This is a genomic window from Campylobacter concisus (assembly GCF_902460665.1).
Classification (GTDB): domain Bacteria; phylum Campylobacterota; class Campylobacteria; order Campylobacterales; family Campylobacteraceae; genus Campylobacter_A; species Campylobacter_A concisus_AL.
Map to the genome: position 1 here is coordinate 1 of NZ_CABPUR010000005.1, position 17,841 is coordinate 17,841.

The 17,841-nt window shown below is 38.4% G+C and carries 17 protein-coding genes and 1 pseudogene; 11 read left to right on the plus strand and 7 right to left on the minus strand.

Features of this window, described 5'->3' with window-relative positions:
* Positions 1–2,127, plus strand: a pseudogene (locus F3G66_RS09860) (hypothetical protein); the annotation flags it as partial.
* 193 nt (positions 2,128–2,320) lie between these two features.
* On the opposite strand, the gene F3G66_RS08305 reads toward F3G66_RS09860, so the two are convergent.
* Together F3G66_RS08305 and F3G66_RS08310 are read right to left on the minus strand one after the other, a co-directional pair.
* Entirely contained in the window at positions 2,321–3,343 is a 1,023-nt protein-coding gene (locus F3G66_RS08305; protein WP_149707790.1) for an ABC transporter substrate-binding protein, read from the minus strand.
* Between the two features lie 210 nt (positions 3,344–3,553).
* Positions 3,554–5,389: an aryl-sulfate sulfotransferase gene (locus F3G66_RS08310; RefSeq protein ID WP_107953734.1), complete on the minus strand. Its 1,836-nt coding sequence runs from the start codon at positions 5,387–5,389 to the stop codon at positions 3,554–3,556.
* Between the two features lie 277 nt (positions 5,390–5,666).
* Between F3G66_RS08310 and F3G66_RS08315 the strand changes: the two genes are divergently transcribed.
* From F3G66_RS08315 to F3G66_RS08345, 7 genes are all read left to right on the plus strand, one after another.
* Positions 5,667–6,413 carry a carboxymuconolactone decarboxylase family protein gene (locus F3G66_RS08315; protein WP_149707791.1) on the plus strand — a complete coding sequence of 249 codons (747 nt, stop codon included), beginning with the start codon at positions 5,667–5,669 and terminating at the stop codon, positions 6,411–6,413.
* 115 nt (positions 6,414–6,528) lie between these two features.
* Complete coding sequence (locus F3G66_RS08320) at positions 6,529–7,185, plus strand: thiol:disulfide interchange protein DsbA/DsbL (protein WP_149707792.1); 657 nt, start codon at positions 6,529–6,531, stop codon at positions 7,183–7,185.
* 8 nt (positions 7,186–7,193) lie between these two features.
* On the plus strand, positions 7,194–7,814 hold the full coding sequence (gene dsbI, locus F3G66_RS08325) for a protein-disulfide oxidoreductase DsbI (RefSeq protein WP_149707793.1): 621 nt from the start codon (positions 7,194–7,196) through the stop codon (positions 7,812–7,814).
* 45 nt (positions 7,815–7,859) lie between these two features.
* On the plus strand, positions 7,860–9,509 hold the full coding sequence (locus F3G66_RS08330) for a sensor histidine kinase (RefSeq protein WP_149707794.1): 1,650 nt from the start codon (positions 7,860–7,862) through the stop codon (positions 9,507–9,509).
* Position 9,510: 1 nt separating this feature from the next.
* Positions 9,511–10,191, plus strand: a complete 681-nt coding sequence (locus F3G66_RS08335) for a response regulator transcription factor (RefSeq protein WP_021090255.1) — start codon at positions 9,511–9,513, stop codon at positions 10,189–10,191.
* A 90-nt stretch (positions 10,192–10,281) separates the two neighbouring features.
* Positions 10,282–10,851 (plus strand): hypothetical protein, encoded by a 570-nt coding sequence (locus F3G66_RS08340; protein ID WP_149707795.1) that lies wholly within the window; start codon positions 10,282–10,284, stop codon positions 10,849–10,851.
* 92 nt (positions 10,852–10,943) lie between these two features.
* Positions 10,944–11,681: a hydroxymethylpyrimidine/phosphomethylpyrimidine kinase gene (locus tag F3G66_RS08345; RefSeq protein WP_149707796.1), complete on the plus strand. Its 738-nt coding sequence runs from the start codon at positions 10,944–10,946 to the stop codon at positions 11,679–11,681.
* A gap of 4 nt (positions 11,682–11,685) precedes the next feature.
* Here the strand turns inward: F3G66_RS08345 and F3G66_RS08350 are convergent, their stop codons facing one another.
* The 3 genes from F3G66_RS08350 to purM are packed head-to-tail and all read right to left on the minus strand — an operon-like array spanning position 11,686 to position 13,350.
* Entirely contained in the window at positions 11,686–12,108 is a 423-nt protein-coding gene (locus tag F3G66_RS08350) for an RDD family protein (protein ID WP_149707797.1), read from the minus strand.
* A 1-nt stretch (position 12,109) separates the two neighbouring features.
* Positions 12,110–12,367: a hypothetical protein gene (locus F3G66_RS08355; RefSeq protein WP_149707798.1), complete on the minus strand. Its 258-nt coding sequence runs from the start codon at positions 12,365–12,367 to the stop codon at positions 12,110–12,112.
* Entirely contained in the window at positions 12,367–13,350 is a 984-nt protein-coding gene (purM, locus tag F3G66_RS08360) for a phosphoribosylformylglycinamidine cyclo-ligase (protein WP_149707799.1), read from the minus strand. The genes F3G66_RS08355 and purM overlap by 1 nt, the downstream gene beginning before the upstream one ends.
* A gap of 80 nt (positions 13,351–13,430) precedes the next feature.
* On the opposite strand from purM, the gene coaE reads away from it, so the two are divergent.
* On the plus strand, positions 13,431–14,027 hold the full coding sequence (gene coaE / locus F3G66_RS08365) for a dephospho-CoA kinase (protein WP_149707800.1): 597 nt from the start codon (positions 13,431–13,433) through the stop codon (positions 14,025–14,027).
* A 46-nt stretch (positions 14,028–14,073) separates the two neighbouring features.
* Complete coding sequence (gene dapF, locus F3G66_RS08370) at positions 14,074–14,817, plus strand: diaminopimelate epimerase (RefSeq protein WP_149707801.1); 744 nt, start codon at positions 14,074–14,076, stop codon at positions 14,815–14,817.
* Between the two features lie 222 nt (positions 14,818–15,039).
* Here dapF and rplT read toward each other — a convergent pair whose 3' ends face one another.
* Complete coding sequence (gene rplT / locus F3G66_RS08375) at positions 15,040–15,396, minus strand: 50S ribosomal protein L20 (protein ID WP_009295119.1); 357 nt, start codon at positions 15,394–15,396, stop codon at positions 15,040–15,042.
* Positions 15,397–15,495: 99 nt separating this feature from the next.
* Positions 15,496–15,687, minus strand: a complete 192-nt coding sequence (rpmI, locus tag F3G66_RS08380; protein ID WP_054195943.1) for a 50S ribosomal protein L35 — start codon at positions 15,685–15,687, stop codon at positions 15,496–15,498.
* Between the two features lie 201 nt (positions 15,688–15,888).
* Between rpmI and F3G66_RS08385 the strand changes: the two genes are divergently transcribed.
* Complete coding sequence (locus tag F3G66_RS08385) at positions 15,889–17,385, plus strand: C69 family dipeptidase (protein WP_149707802.1); 1,497 nt, start codon at positions 15,889–15,891, stop codon at positions 17,383–17,385.
* Positions 17,386–17,841 lie beyond the last annotated feature (456 nt).

Genomic DNA, 17,841 nt, shown 5'->3' on the forward strand with positions numbered 1-17,841 from the left:
GACATGGGGGGGGGCGGCAGAAACTCCATAACTATAGAAAATGCCGACGTAACGCGCGGAACTATATCGGGCGGTAGCGATGTCGACAACATAAATATCAAGAACGGCGCAACTCTAAACGGAACGAGAATTTTTACCCACGATGGTATCGATAATATTACTATACAAGGAACCGTAAAGGGTTTTTTTTTTTTCAAGCAGAAGACGGCATACGAGATAGTAAAGGTAAAACAAGGAGGACTCGTCGAGAAATCATATATCCAAACGCAAGGCGGAAAAGATCAAATTGATATCGAAAACGGAGGAAAATTAGAAAAATCCAAAATAACCGTTGGAGAAGGAGCAGTCGTAACCGTTCAAGGAACTCTCGACACATCTTCCATTAAAGCACAAGACGCTACTGGAAGTCTAGATGTTAAGATATTAAACGGCGCCAATATAAACGTAGAGAGTTATCGATACGGAGTATCGGAGATCATAGGCGGTAAGAACAATGATACGGTAACGATGGAAGGCGGTACTATAGCAAAAGGCAATATAAAATTAGGCAAAGGCGACGATATCGTAAAAATAACTGGCGGCGAGATAAAAGATAATTCTGCGATTGAAGGTGGCGAGGGTAAAGATACTATAACAATAGGCGAAAACGCTACAATGATCGGCGGCAAACTTAATACCGGAGCCGGCCTAGACGACAAGATACTCGTTAAAGACGGCGGAAAGCTACAAGATACCGAGATTATCCTTGGAGCAAAAAATGGACAAAACGGCGGTCAATCGACGGACAGAGCTTTATTTGAGGTAACCGGCAACTCGGAATTAAAAGACATACAAATAAACGCCGCCGAATCTTCCGGCGAACAACGTATAAATTTCTATAACGATGCGGTCGCCGAAGTAAAAAGTCTTACGGGCAGCAACCAAAAAGACGTTATAGATATAAACGGCAAAGTTAAATTTAATAGCGAAATCCAAACGCGCGACGGTGACGACGAGCTTATTTTACAAAATAAGGCCGTTTTAGAGAATGGACTTAAAGTCAATATGGGTGGTGGTGTAGATACCGTTAATATTAACGCTGGTGCGACAATAAATAATATTAGTATAAATACTGGAGCCGACAAAGACACCGTAAATATCAATGCTAATATTACCGCTGATGTTGGCAAGCAATCAAATATTACGACCGAGGGCGGTATGGATACTGTAAATATCGCTAGCGGAGTAACGCTTACTCGTACTGTTATAGATATGGGTGCCGGAAAGGATACTATAGAGCTTAAAGGCAATAGTGATACTGATCGCATAACATTTAAGGGATCTACGTTATATACCGATGATGCAGGATACACTGCTAATGATATAGATCATGTAACTATAACAAATACTACTTTCATGAAAAGCGATGATGGTAGATTATCTAGCGTAATTACTGGTGGCGGAAATGATGAAATTACAGTAAAAGAGGGAACTGTATTCCAAGATTCTTCATTTATAGTTGCTGGAAATGGTGAAGATAAAATATATTTAAATAGTGGCTCTACATTTAATTCCTCTAGGGTATACGGTGACAATGCGTATGATGGTACTGATGGAGGAAATGATGAAATATATGTAAATGGAGCCGTATTTAATGGCAAAAATGAAAATGGTAGTATACATGGTGGTATATTTGCTGGAGGCGGAGATGATAAAATTTTTGTTAACTCTGGAACATTTAATGATGCTAATATAGAAGGTGGAATTGGCAACGATTTTATCTCAATCAAACAAGGTGTAACCCTAAATAATACAACTATCGACGGTGGAACCGGATATGATACATTAAAAATCGCTGATGATAGTTTAGACTTTAGCAAAGTTAAGAACATCGAAAGACTAGATCTAACTGAAGGTAGCCATAACATAAATCTATCAGCTAAAGATGTTCTAGATATGACTGATAACAACAACAGACTAAGAATAGGTGGCGATAGCGATGATCATCTTGGTCTTGTGAGCAAGGGTTGGGTTGCTTCAGGTACTAAAGTTACTGATGAAAATCATATTGACTACAATGTTTATACTAACACAGTGGATGGAAAAACTGTAACTCTAGAAGTTCAAGACCAAGTACACGTATTTTAATGTTTAACTAACTAATCCCAAAGGAATTTTCCTTTGGGATATTTTTTTATTTCTATAATTTCTCATAGTCATTTATCTTTTTAATAAGTAGTAGTTAGTATATATCAAATCAGTAAGTCTATATAGATCAGTAAAAGCTGAAAATGGATAAAATTAGCGGCAAATGTAGATAAATTTACCGCTGTAAGATAAATTATTTTCCAGTTGGATCTAGACCGTTTAAGATGTAATTTACTTCATCATCGCTTAGCTCATAGTGCAAAAATTCTTTATAAAATTTCTTTGTCTCAGCTGCTATGTCCAAATCTTTAAAGATTTCAGGATGTAACGTCTTGGCCGCCCATAAAATTTGCAAAGCCCCCTCGGCTCCGTATCTATCCCAGCTAAAAACACCTGCTGGATTTACGAAGACTTTTTTGTTTTTGACAGCATTTGTGCCAGCATAGACTTTGTTTTCATATATCTTTTCTATAGCATCTGGCGATTTGGCTCTGCCTATGATGATAACATCAGGGTTCATATTTGGTATCTCTTCAGCATTGATTTCAAGCATATTTCCGGCTTTTTGTACTGCATTTACTCCGCCTGCGACTCTTATCCACTCGTCTATGATCGTATTTGCGCCGTCAACCTTAAATAAATTTTTGCCGTCGGCTATGTGAAGCACTTTTGGCCTATCTGACGCAGCGATCTTATCCGTTTTACTTAGCACTTTTTTAAGGTTGCCGTCAAAATATTCGTTAAATTTCTCCGCGATCTCCGGCGCGTCGCCTCCTATAACCTCGGCCATTATAGATACGCTTTTTTTCATATCCGCGTGATTTGTAAATGACGGATAAAGCACGGTAAAACCGTTTTTGGTTAGCTCTTCTTTGTTCTTTTTATCGGCGGCTATGACGACGTCCGGGCTTAGTTTAACCAGCTCTTCTACCTGTAAGTCTTTGCCGTTTACGCCGTTTGGAATGCTTGAAATTCTAGGATAAACGTGCGCAAACCATTTGTTGTTTTTGATTAGATCGGTAGTCGCTACTATCTTGTCCGCGCCGCCTAGCATTAATATGATTTGATTATTCGCATACCAAAGCGTGGCGATTTTTTCTACTTTTGCGGGAACTTTTACGACGTCGCCAGTGATGTCCTTGACATCTCTAAACTCAGCTGCATTAAGCAAAAGGCTTGCAAACAGCACCACTAAAGTCATGAAAAATTTTTTCATTTTTTCTCCTTATGTTAAATATATATTTTTATATATAAGTACTAATGCTATATGTTATCGCCTTAATAAACAATATCTTTACAATATAAATTTCTAATTTAGAGCTTTAAAATTTATGAGCGAATGTGAATTTTTATCTATTATTGATAGATTAAATTTATAGCAAGGACTCCCCTTCTTGCACTGGGCAAAAAGGGGAGAAAAGAGAGATTATTTCTCAAAAGCCTTTTGTAAGCTAAATGGAAACGCTTGATAGCCCATAGCATTTGTCATTTTTATCTCGATACTTGGCTCTTTTGCACCCCACTCAAACTCATCGATGTGCGGGCTAGGAAGTCCTACTGGGCGACCTTTTGCGATGTCAAACTGCATACCAGCAACGGCTGAGTAGACCATCACGCTATCAAGGTCATCTTGATACTGCGTAAGGCTGGTGACTGAGCTATACCACTCTTTGCCACGCTCTTTGCCGTACTCCCAAATTTGCTCAACAGTCTTTTTCTTTTCATCGATCTTATAAACGACTGCGCGAGAGTATTTCATGCCAGCGATGGCTGGTTGCTCCATGCCCCTTGTGTCGCCGTTGTCAAAGACGCTTAGATAAATTTCGCCTTTTTTAGACTTACTATCTATCCTAAATGCCGTGTGTTGCGTCCATTGCCAGTCAAAGCCACCTTTGTCGCTCTCGTATCCTGGGCATTTTGAGTATTCATCTTCGCAGACTATTTTATTGCCTTTGCTATCAACTGGCTGAAGGAGTTTATCTTTAAATTTATCGCTCCAGCCCTTGTGAGCGCCCATGATCCATTTTACTTGTTTATCGCGGCCGATCTTGATAACTGCGTCTTGGTGGCGGCTTGAGATGATGATGCTATCATCGCTTGGATCATAATCCACGCTATTTACATGCGCCCAGTTGCGTCCTGGACCAGCTCCAACTATGTCGCCCCATTTATCGTGCGTATCCATAGACTGAAGCTCATCAGAGCTTGCTGTGTGGCCTGCTTTTTTAGCGTCGATGTTTAAGCAAACTGCGCCTTGATCAAGCGTTTTTAGCACGATATCACGGTAAGGATCGAGGATTTCATATAGTCTAAAATCATCAACTACGTTGCCATCTCGGTCAAGCTCAACGATCACGTCGCGCACTGTTCTTACGTTTTTGCCATCAGCTCTTTTGTAGTCGGCATTTGCCACGCGCAAGAAGTAGTGTCCGTTTTGTGCTACGTCCATTGAGTGTGAGAAGTCGTTGTAGCTAGCTGGTAGCTCACGGTTGAAAATTTCTCTACCCATGATGTCGTATTTTGCGTATCTTTGGCCATATCCCCAAGTCATAGCGCCGTCGTCATTTTGTTTAAAGCCCATCATTACGCCAGCGTGAAATGGCTGTTTTAGATCATAAATTTTACTTGGCTCAAGATACCATCTAACCTCGCCTTTTGTATCAAGGATGAAGTTATTTGGGCTGTAGTTCCACTCGATCGCACCGCCAGCTGGGTTGTTCCAAACGACTTTTGTACCCTTACCTGTTTTATTTACAAAGTTATTTACATAGTAGAGGCGGTTTGCAAATTTAGCACTCGCAGGCTTAGTAACCTCGATCTTGTCAAATAGCGCACCCTTTTGATTTGGTGTACCTGAGCTTTCTAGGTAGATGGCTGGAGCGTAAATTTTATAGCTCTCTTTTATGTGTTCAGTTTTGCCTTTGTAGCTCTTGTCGTACTCGACCTCAACGGTATTTTGATAGTCAGGATACATTCCAAAAACCGGGATGCCGCCATGTGTGCGAAGATGCTTATCAGCCACTTTGTAGCTTATCACCTGACCGCCTTGTTTTGGCACGATGGTTACTTTTGCATTGCTTAGTGTATAGCCGCCATTTTTGATGACTGCTGTAAGTGGGGCAGTGTCGTATGGATTTACCACTACTTCGCCTATTTGCCCAGTGATAGCGTAGTCAAGTTTAGCTCCGCTTGGACCGCCTATCGCAAAAGCGCTTGAGCAAAGCACAGAAGCTAGCGCAACACAACTCAAAGTCTTTTTCATAACATCTCCTTTGGATAAATTTTATAAACTCTACTCATAAAGCTTATAAAATTTAGAAAAAGCCTTGGAACGCCCAAGGCTTAAAATAGGTAAAAGGAGTAATAAAAAATATTGCGTCCTTCGTAATTGTAATAAAACCTTATAACATAAAAATCACGATAAACTTTATAATGGCTTAAAATCTAAATTTATATTAAAAATTTTTGTCTTTTTGGATATTAAGCTAGCATTTACGCTTTAGCACTTATAATCAGCCCCAAACAATGGAGCAAAACTTATGACACTAACTTACAATGCAAAGAAAATTTATGAAATTTGGTTTGACTCAAAAAGTGAACTTGAAGAGAGCAATGCTAGCTTTTTAGAGGATTATTTAAATTTTTTAGGTGATATTAGTGAAGTGATAAATATTGATGAAAAAACAAGGCTTTCGGTTATCATCGCCTCTCTTTGCGTGAGTAAAGGCGCGAAAAGCTCATTTAAAAGCTTCGTTAGAGCCGCTTTAAATGTAGGCATATCAGCAAAAGAGATAAGAGAAATTTTATATCAAGCAGTGCCTTATGCTGGGCTTGGCAAGGTAGAAGATTATATATTTTTAGCTGATGAAATTTTTAATGAGCGCTATATAGAGCCTGAAAATATGCCTAAAAAATCAAGAGAAGGCAGAGGCGAGAGAGGTCTTGAGATACAAAGAAAACTCTTCCCAGCGGTTGATAAATTTATAGCATCAATGCCAAATGATCAAAAACATGTAATGGAGTTTTTATCGCAAAACTGCTTTGGCGATTTTTATGCAAGAGATGGACTTAGCTTAGAGCTTAGAGAACTTTTGACATTTGTCTATATCACGACTCTTGGCTTTGCAAAGCCACAGCTTTTAGGGCACATTGCTGCAAATTTTGGCATCGGCAACGATAGAGCTAAACTAATAAGCGTTGTTACGACACTTATACCATTTATAGGCTATCCGAGTGCTTTAAATGCATTATCAGCAATAAATGAGATAAGTTCTAGTAAAAATTAAATTTTTAATTAATGCAATATCTTATAAATTTCAGCAAAAATTTATTCTAGCGTTAAATTTGCGGTTGAGCTTGGTTGTAGAATAACTCAAAATAAATCATCTAAAGGAGATTATTATGAGTTTTCTATCTAAATTTAGCAAGGCTATCTTTGCTATTGCGGTAGCTGGTGCGATCAGTGCTAGTGCATTTAGCGAGGGCGAGGACTACGTCAAGCTTGAAAAGCCACTAAGTGTCGGACAAAATACGCTAGTTAAAATTTTTAGCTATGCTTGCCCATTTTGCTACAAGTACGACAAGAGTGTCACTCCAAAGGTAGTTGAGAAAATTCCTGGACTAAAATACGAGCCATTTCACCTAAAGACAAAGGGCGATTACGGCGAGGTTGCGAGCAAGGTCTTTGCTGTGCTTATCGTTATGGACGAGGCAAAAGGTGTCGGCTTGTTTGATGAAAATTCGCTATTTAAAAAGGCTAAATTTGCCTACTACAAGGCTTATCACGACAAAAAAGAGCGCTGGAGCGATGGCAAAGACGCTGAGGGTTTTTTAAAGACTGGACTTGAGGCTGCTGGCGTTAGTAAAGCGGACTATGAAAAAGAGCTAGCTAATCCAAAAGTGACTGAGCTACTTAAAAAGTGGGATGAGAGCTATGACGTGGCTAAAATTCAAGGTGTGCCAGCATTTGTCGTAAATGGCAAATATCTCATCATGACAAAATCAATCAGCTCGCTTGACGGCATGGCAGCACTCATCGAAGAGCTTCTTAAAAAATAAGGCGTCACATGAGCTTTTTTAAAAAAATGGCTAAATTTCAAGACTCACGCATCTCTTGGGCGATCCTAGTCTTTGTGAGCGTCGCGCTTGTCGTTATCGCGCACTCGCTCTTTCAAAACTACGCCTATATGCCACCTTGCGAGCAGTGCGTCTATATACGTTTTGCATTTTTATGTATGGCGCTTGGTGGCGTGATCGCTATCATAAATCCTAAAAATTTACTATTTGCTCTAATTGGCTACGTCTTTGCCTTTTGGGGAGCGGTGCAGGGCATAATGTATAGCGTAAAGCTAGCTAAAATTCACGATGCAGTGCATGGCGATGACCCTTTTGGTGTGCAGGGCTGCTCGACTGAGCCGCACTATCCGTTTGGTTTGCCACTTGAGAAGTGGGCGCCTGACTGGTTTATGCCAACAGGGGACTGCGGATATGATAGCCCTATGGCGCCTGATGGTGTGGTGCTAAGTGATTTGCAAAAGAGCATAGTTGATCTTTATGCGGACGGCTGGTATCTTGTGCCTTCATCTAAATTTATGTCGATGGCTGATTGCACGCTGCTTGGGTTTAGTGTTTGTTTTGTAGTGCTTGCGCTTATGCTCGTTTCAAAGCTTTTATCCTTTTTAAAATGAATTTAGTTAGCCCAAATTCGGGCTAACTTAGGATATACTGCACGCATGGGTATTAATTTAAAATCACAAAATATTAAAATCTACGCCATCATCTTGCTTGCTAGCCTTTTTGTAATACTTCTTGGGTTAAATATTTACAGCAACGCCAAAGAGAAAATCATAGAGCTATCTGATAAAAACAATATAGCAGTTAGCAAAAATATCGTAAATAACTTTCAAATTTGGCTTGATGAGCGTATAAATTCACTCATTCGTGCGTCAAAATTTATACAAAATGCAGACATCGTAGATGACGATGAAAAGATAGCCGGCTTTATAAAGCTCTTTAAGCAAAACGCGAAAGAATTTGATCTAATGCAGCTTTTAAGGGATGATGGAGAAATTTTTGTAGATGGAGAAAAAATTTTAGAAGAAGTTATGCCAAAGAGCGAAAGAGCAGGGCTTATCTGGTATGTTGAGACAAAAAATACAAATGCCCCAAGCGTAAATTTCATGCAAAAACATAAAATTTTAAAAGGCTCAACTCTAAATTTATGCGTTCCAGTCACAAAACAAGCGAAATTTAAAGCAGCACTTTGTGGCGTCGTGCGTATAGAAAATATCTTTAATAGCATTAAAAATTTTAGCCTTGCGCCAAATTCTTACTCATTTTTAGTGACTCATAGCGGTGAAATTTTAACATCGATACCTGATCTTGCTTTAAAAAAAGAGATCGAGGAGAAATTTAAAGAGTTGTTTTTAAAAGACGAAGACATTACAAGCTTAAAAATAGGACAAAATTTAATCCAAGTAGCTGAGATACCAACGATAAATTGGTTCATAGGAGCTGGCACAAATAATGAAGAGGAAATTTCAGCTTTAACAAAAGAAGCTTTAAAAAATGCTCTAAGCTTGCTCTTTGCCTTCGTTGCGCTCACATTTTTAGCAAATATTCTTCATAATTTTATGTATAACAAGATAAAAAAGATACAAGATGAGTATGAAACTTTGCTGACTCATAGAGCCAAAATGAGTGAGGCTGGTGAGCTAATAAGTGGCATTAATCATCAATTCATTCAACCTGTAAATTCGCTAAAACTAATGCTAAGCTCGTGCATAATGTTAAAAAAGGAAGGTAAATTAAGCGATGAGGAGCTAATAAATTTGCTTGAAAAAGGGCAAAGCTCAGTCAAACTTCTTTCAAGTACTATTGAAATTTTTAGAAATTTTTACAAAAGCGCTGAAAATGTGAGCGAATTTGAGGTACAAACAAGCGTTAAAAATCTAATAACTCTCATGCACACAGAGCTAAGCCGTGCAAATGTTAGTGTAAAATTTAGCGGCTTTAACGAACAAAAAGTTCGTCAGATAGAAAATATAATCCAACAAATTTTACTAATCCTAATACACAACGCAAAAGACTCACTTGTCGAAAGCTACAAAGATGAGCCACTAAAACGTATCATCGAGATAAAATTTAGAAGCTTTGAAGATAAGTGCTACATCGGAGTTTATGACAATGGAAATGGCGTAAGCGAGCAAATGAGCGAGAAAATTTTTACTTGGCTAAATACCACCAAAAAGCAAGGAAATGGCATAGGACTTTATTTTGCTAAAAAGCTAGCACAAGAAAAGCTAAATGGTGACGTAAGACTCGTAAATAACGCAAAGCCAACGGTGTTTGAGCTAAGTTTTGATATAAATTTAAAGGACTAAAATGCAAGAAGTCTTAGAAATTTTAAAAAAGACGTCTGTCTTGGTAGTCGAAGATGACGATATGGCAAGAGAGCTTATTATTAGTGGGCTTAAACCTTATTGCGAACAGGTAATTGGTGCTTGCAATGGACAAGATGGCGTGGAGAAATTTAAAAAGCAAGGCTTTGATATCGTGATGAGCGATATTCACATGCCAGTGCTTAATGGCTTTGAAATGATGAATGAGATGAAGCGCACAAAGCCGCACCAAAAATTTATCGTCTTTACCTCTTATGATAGTGATGAAAATTTGATAAAAAGCATGGAGGAAGGGGCGATGCTCTTTTTAAAAAAGCCTATTGATATGAAGGATCTTAGAGCAATGCTTATTAGTTTAAGTTTTGAACGAGATGAAAAGCTAGTTTATTTAAGCGATGAGGTGAGTATAAATTTAAAAAGAGAAAAAATTTATAAAAACGGCATTGAAATTTATCTTAGCTTTTTGCAAAATAAGATATTTTGGCTCTTTGCTTATAACCTAAATAAGCTAGTTACTTACGAGATGATAGAAGAATTTGTCTATGAGAGCGATGTTAGCAAGGCGGCTATCCAAAATGTGATACTTCGCCTAAAACGCGAGCTTGGTGTAAAATTTAAAAATATCAGCGAGAGTGGATATATTTTAATCACAAAATCTGAATGATTTAGAATTATCGCCACCTTGTACCATAGTACAATATACAAAAGTAATTAAATATACTAAAATACCGACAAATAAAAATAAGGAATAAAGATGGCAGCAGTAGCTGGTATAGTTAAAAGCGTTTCATCTGATGTTATAGCGATAGACCAAAATGATCATGTAAGAGTTTTAGACGTAAATGATAAAGTATATATCGGAGAGACTATAAAGGGCGAGAGCGAAAGCTCAAGCATTACAATCACTGCAAATGATGGACAAGATATATCAATAAACGGATACGATACTCTTTGGCTAGATAGTAGCGTAGTAAGCGATGATATTGGTGAGTCTAGTATAGATACTGACGCATTGTTTAAAGCACTTCTTGGCAATGATTATGTATCGATTTTAGATCATATAAATGAAAAAGTAGATGATATCCTTAGCGCAACTAATTTAGAGCAAGAAGAGCCAAATGATGAGGCTAGCGTAAATATTAGTTTTAATGAAATAGATCCAAATTTAATAAATGAGCATGGATTAAGAGAAGATGATCTTTTAGCTAAAATGAATGAACATAAAGAGAGTGATAAACAGATAGATTCTAGCTTTGAGCATACAAATCTTAATGCAACTACGATATATATAGATATCGATAACGACTTAAATAAACTTTCATAAATTTGAGCTTTTTGCTCAAATTTCTTCTGCTTTAAAAAACTCAAATTTATCTAATATCCTCTATAATAAGCCAAAAATTTCAAAGGAAAACGATGAAAAAAATTCTAATCATCGCAGGCTCTTGTAATAGCGGCACAGCTGGGCTTCAAGCAGATATAAAAACATGTGCTAGGCTTAATTGTTATAGTGCAACAGCAGTAACTTCTTTGGTCGCTGAGACTACGGATGCTGTAAAGAGTGTAGTTTGCTTAGAACCTAGCTTTGTCAAAGATCAGCTAAATACGCTTGCGGAAGAATTTAGCTTTGATGCGATTAAGATAGGCATGCTATTTAGTGAAGAGATCATGGAAGTAGTGCGTGAGTTTTTACTAACTCAAAATACCAAAGTAGTAGTGCTTGATCCAGTTTGCGTCTCAAAAAGTGGACACAAGCTTATAAAAGATAGTGCGGTGACAAAGCTAAAAGAGCTAATGAGCTTAGCAACGGTAACTACTCCAAATTTAGATGAGGCAAATGTGCTTTTTGGTGATGATTATAAAGATTTGCCTTGTGACGTCATCGTAAAGAAACATATTAGCGAAGATAGCAGTATAGACACACTTTATAAAAAAGATGGCTCGCTAAGAAATTTTAAAACCCCACTTGTTAATCCGCTTGTAATGAGTGGAACTGGTTGTAGCTTCTCAACCGCACTTGCTTGCTTTTTAGCAAAGGGCAAGAGCTTAGAGGAGTCTATACAACTTTCAAAAGAGTATATTTGCTCTATCATAAAAGAGAGCATAGATACAAAACTTGGTAAAAATCGCCTACTTTGGCATGGAGCGAAGTAAAAATTTATCCCTCTGATCTTTGCACGGCAGCCGAGTGAGTGACGATGTCGTGCAGATTCAGTTTATCTTTTCTAAAGAAACAAAGGCAAAGTCCAAGTATACTAAAGCCAGCAAAGGCAAAGCAAATTTGGCGCAAGATGGTGTGAGAAAAGCTTAGTTTTCTGCCAGTTTTTAGGTTTATCAGATAAATTTCTTGTGCTTTATAGCCCGGAGTTTGTGCTTTTATGCTAAAAAAAAGGCACATTATAAGTGAGATCAAGCTATTTGCACCAAAAATGGCAATTTGGTTATGCAAAAATGCCTCTTTGCCATCAAGCACAAGATATGTTGTCGCATAAAATATCGGCATACCGATGATAAAAAGATCGATAACAAAGGCCTTTGCTCTAGCCCAAATAGGTGCGATTTTTGCCTTTTGCTTTGCCAACTCAATTTCCTGTATTTATGTAGATACGGCTAAATTTCTCCCAGTCATATAGATAGACTAGGTTGTCGCTCTCGCCGCTATCATGTGTGACGCAAAGCATAGTAGAGGCACGTGAGACCTTGCACCAGTGATTATAGAGATCAAGTTTTTTGATATCGCTTTCTAGTACACCAAAACAGCCTATATACTCATAAATGCTAAGATCAAAAAAGCTCTTATTTTCGGTCTTTAGCAGATATTTTTCGCTATTTTCTTGCATTAAACTAGCTCTACGCCTTTGCCATTTACTACTTCGCCTATCACATAGCCATCGCTACTAGCTAGGACAGCATCTACGTTTTCTTTTGGCACAACTAATATCATGCCAACACCCATGTTAAAGGTTCTCATCATCTCGCTATCTTCTACTTTTTGAGCTAGGATTTTAAAAATTTCAGGCGTTTTTATAGCGCTTTTTTGCACCTTCGCACCAAGTCCAGCAGGGAAGACGCGAGGCAAGTTTTCAACTATGCCACCACCGGTGATGTGAGCCATTGCCGTAATCTTATCTTTTAATCTTAAAAAGTCGCTCACGTAAATTCTAGTTGGCTCAAGAAGTACGTCGATGAGCTTTTTATCGCCAACTTTTTCATCAAATTTTAGTCCAAGCTCGCTTACTACTTTTCTTGCAAGAGAGAAGCCATTTGAGTGCAGGCCACTGCTTGGAAGTGCGACTAAAACGTCACCAGCTTTTACAAATTTGCTTCTATCGATCTCATCAGCCTCAGCGATACCAACGGCAAATCCAGCAAGGTCAAAATCACCCTTTTCATACATCGATGGCATCTCGGCTGTCTCACCGCCTATTAGCGCGCATTGAGCCTTTTTGCAACCATTTGCGATGCTTTTTACTACCTCTTTGGCACTCTCTATCTCAAGCTTTGCTGTTGCGTAGTAGTCGAGGAAAAAGAGTGGTGTAGCGAAGTTACAGATGAGGTCATTTACGCACATTGCGACTAGATCCTCGCCTACGCCGTCAAATTTCTTAGCGTCGATAGCTAGACGAAGCTTTGTGCCAACGCCATCAGTCGCTCCCAAAATGGCTGGATTTTTATACCCGCTTGGTAATCTGACCGCTCCTGAAAATGACCCAATGCCACCTATAACGTTTGGCGTTTGTGTAGATTTTACGAAAGGCTTTATCGCCTCAACAAAGCTATTTCCAGCATCTATATCCACTCCAGCATCTTTATAGCTTATCATCTTTGCCCTTTTTTGTAATTTTCTAAAACTTTAGCCAAAAGTTGCTAAAATTGTCATCAATTTTCAAAAATGGAGCGAGTTTGCAGAAATTTCCAAACGCTTATGTCATCACAGGCTCTATTGCTAGCGGTAAAAGCACGGCTATAAATTTGCTAAAAGAACGAGGCTTTAGTGTGATTGATGCGGATATGATCGCTCATGAACAGCTTGAAATTTGTAAATGTGAGATAGTGGAAGTTTTTAAAGAGCAAATTTTAGACGAAGCTGGCAAGATAGAACGTAAAAAACTAGGTACCATTGTCTTTAATGATCCAAAAAAATTAAAAATTTTAGAGCAAATTTTGTATCCAAAGATAAAGGAAGAAATTCTATCTCGCGCTACGAAGCTTGAGTGCTTGGGGCAGGTTTATTTTGTCGATATCCCTTTATTTTTTGAAAAAGAGGATCGCTACGCTGAGTTTAAAAATGTAGCTGTAATCTACGTACCAAAAGAGCTTTTGCTAAGCCGCCTAATGAGCCGAAATGGTCTAAGTTTAGAAGAAGCAAAAGTAAGAGTGGAGCTTCAGATGGATATTGAGCAAAAGCGAAAAAAGGCAAATTTTATCATAGATAATAGTGGCGATAAAGAAAATTTAGAGCAAGAACTAGAGAAATTTCTAAGGCAAATTTGCGGCTAGTTTTATATAAATTTGGCAAAAAGTAGAGCAATTTTAAAGGAAAATAATGCAAGTTTCAAAGTACAACGCTAGTGGCAATGATTTTGTCATATTTCATACATTTTTGAACAAAGATAGAAGCGAGCTAGCAAGGCAAATTTGCAGCAGAACGAACGGCGTGGGAGCTGATGGGCTAATAGTACTTTTGCCTTACGAAAAGGGCGTGAAATGGGAGTTTTACAACAGTGATGGAAGCTACGCTGCGATGTGTGGCAATGGCTCGCGCGCGGCTGCTAGATATGCTTATCTAAATGGCCTCGTAAGATCTAGCGAATTTGCCTTGCTAACTGGCAGTGGTGAGGTTATGGCAAGCGTTAAAAACGAGTGCGTCGAGGTCGCGCTAACAAGCCCAAAAATCTTAAGTGAACCACTAAACGAAAACGGCAAAACTTGGTATTTTTACGATACTGGCGTACCACATCTTGTAAATTTCACACAAAATTTAGATGAATTTGATGTCAAAGAGTGCAGGGCACTTCGTCAAAAATACAATGCAAATGTAAATTTAGCCAAATTTGAGGGTGGAGTTTTAAAGGTGAGAACCTATGAAAGGGGCGTAGAGGACGAGACGCTAGCTTGTGGCACTGGCATGGCGGCTTGCTTTTACGGCGCTACTTTAAATTTAAACGCACCACAAAGCCTAAAAGTCTATCCAAAAAGTGGCGAGGAGCTTGGCCTTAGACTAGAAAGCGGCAAAATTTTATTTAGTGGAGCGGTGAAACACTGCTTTGATACGAGTATTGAAATTTAGCTTTTAGAACGAGTTTTATACTTACTCTTGGCTAGTTTGGCTAGTAATGGTAAGCAAATTTTTCAAATTTATATTACTAAATTTGCACCTAGCTAATGAAGTAAAATTTTATAGTGGCAATTATTTAAAATTTGAATACAAAATAACTAATTAAAAACTCGAAAAATAAATTTTAATAGAAATTTAAAAAAAGAAGATCTCCGCCGAAGCGGAGAAAAGGTGTTATTTCAAAGCATCTTTTGCTTGTTTTGCAAGTGCCGCAAATGCCTTCGCGTCATTCATAGCTAGATCAGCTAAAATTTTTCTATCAAGTTCTATGTTAGCTTTGTTTAAGCCGTTGATAAATCTTGAATAGCTAATGTCGTTTAGTCTGCAAGCTGCGTTGATACGAACGATCCATAAACGTCTGAAATCACGTTTTTTCTGGCGTCTGTCACGGTATGCGTAAACTAAACTTCTCTCTAGTTGCTCTTTAGCTTTTCTAAAGTGTTTATGTCTAGCACTGAAAAAGCCACGTGCTAGCTTTAAAACTTTCTTATGGCGTCTTCTTCTAACTACGCCTGTTTTTACTCTTGCCATATTTATCCTTTTACAAATTGGCGCTCATAAAGTGAGTCTTGCCCCTAAATTTGGGGGAGTTTGAATGACTTTTTGTCAAAAACTTAAATCTACAGCTGCTTATACGCCGAGCATTTTGCGAACGGCTGAGACATTTGTGCTATCCACGTAGTGTGGGCCACGAAGGTCTCTCATACGCTTACTAGGTTTTTTTGTTAAGATATGGCTTCTAAAAGCAGAGCCTCTTTTTATCTTATTTTTACCTACTTTAAAGCGCTTAGCAGCACCGCGAACGGTTTTCATCTTTGGCATGCTAATCCTTTTTGAAATTTTATACGCAATTGCGTAAGTTTTGGATTATAGCGAAAAATCCTTTAGAAAATTTAAATTTCACTTAGACAAAATTTGCAATAAATTTACATTAAACTTAAAAGAATTTTAAAATTTATAATTAAATTATTAAAATTTGCATATAATCACATAAAGAAATTTTATTTCACTAAAGGAGTAAAAATGAAAGGCAAAATTCTTGCATCAATCGTTGCTATGAGTGCGATTTTAGGCACAAGTAGCTTAGCGTGCACTACCATTTTAGTAGGAGATAAAGCTTCAAATGACGGCTCCATGCTGGTCGCCAGGAGCGCAGATAGCAAGGCTATAAAGGCACAAGTCTTTTTGATCCATCCAGCAAAGAAAAACCAAACTGGTATGCATAGCTCAAAGGCACATGACGGCGCAAATGACTTTACATATCCACTCCCAAAAGATGGTATGAGATACACAACCATCGCAAATTCTCACACAAAACTTCATGGAGCGGTCGGCTACAATGAGGCAGGGGTTGGGCTAAGCGGCACTGAGACTATTTACGCAAAAGATGAGCTTTTAAAGATCGATCCATATAACGAAGAGACCGGTATCACCGAAGATGACATCCCAGACGTGCTTTTGCCACGTATGAAGAGTGCAAAAGAGGGCGTTAAGCTCCTTGGCGAGATAGTTGAGACAAAGGGCGCTGGAGAAGGCTTTGGCGTAGTATTTATTGACGCAAACGAGCTTTGGTACTTTGAAACAGGTACAGGCCACAAATGGATCGCCACAAAGATCGCTCCAGATGAGTATTTCGTTACCGCAAACCAAGGCAGACTTCAAAACTATAAAGAGAATGATCCAAATTTCATGGGTGCAAAAGATGTGATCAAATTTGCAATCGATAACAAGACTTATGACCCTGCAAAAGATGGCGAATTTAACTTCACAAAGGCCTATACAAGGGACGATGATAGGGATGTGACCTACAACTACCCACGCGTTTGCTGGGTGCAAAGCATGTTTAACCCAAGTCTAAAACAAGACTTCGCCGATGGTCAGAAATTTCCAGTATTTTTAAAACCAGAGAAAAAACTAAGCGTTGAGGATCTAAAAGCTGCGATGAGAGCCCACTACAACGGCACTGCGTTTGATAACTACGCCAGCAAAGATGAAGATAAGAAAAACATCTACCGCGCCATAAGCGTCTTTAGAACATACGAGTCTCACGTCATGCAGGTGCGCCCGTGGCTACCAAAAGAGATCGGTCGCGTAACTTACGTCGCTCTTGGTATGGCTGATCTTAGTGTTTATTTGCCGTATTACGAGGGACTTGATGGCTTTATAAAAGGCTACTCAGATGGCTCATACGACGCTGATGACACCTCAATATACTGGGTTTATAGAAAGCTTCAAACCCTTGTGATGACTGATTATGAGAAGTATTCGCCAGTGGTAAAAGAGGCTTACGCTAAATTTGAAAAAGAGTTGGCGGTAAAACAGGCTAAATTTGAAGATGAGTACATGAAACTTTACAAAAAAGATAAGAAAAAAGCGGACAAACTCCTAAATGAATTTAGCCAAAAGACAATGCAAGAGGCAAAGGAGCTAACTCAGGAGCTTACAAATAAGGTCTTTACTATGCTTACAGCTGATATGGACGCTAAGCTAAAATCTTTAAATAAAGGCAAAAAAGACTAAAAACTCTGGGCGTGAAATTTAGTAGCGCCCAAACTTTAAACAAAAATTTGGCAAAGAGCGTTTATAATGCGACAAAAATTCACTACAAAGGAAAAACGCTGATGCCTTGTCCCATGCATAAAGCTCATTAATCTTGGCAAAAAACATATCAGCGATTTTCAAAAAACACGCAAATTTTTAAACGATTTTACATTTTTTCACATTGAGATAAATCCATTTTTGTTAGCGGGTCCGCTGCATTGTAATTGCATCTTTAATAGCAAAGCTAAGCAGTGTTTGAAATTTGGCAAGGATCTTTTCAGTAGGGTTTTTTATAAATTTTACTTTAGTTTAAGAAGAAGTGGGTGTCATCCGCCGTGTTTGAGGTGATTAAATTTATTATTTGAGCTGTGATAGTGAAAATTTGGCTTTTGGTGGCAGAAGGGGTTTCTACTTACGAAGCGTCGCCCCTTCCGC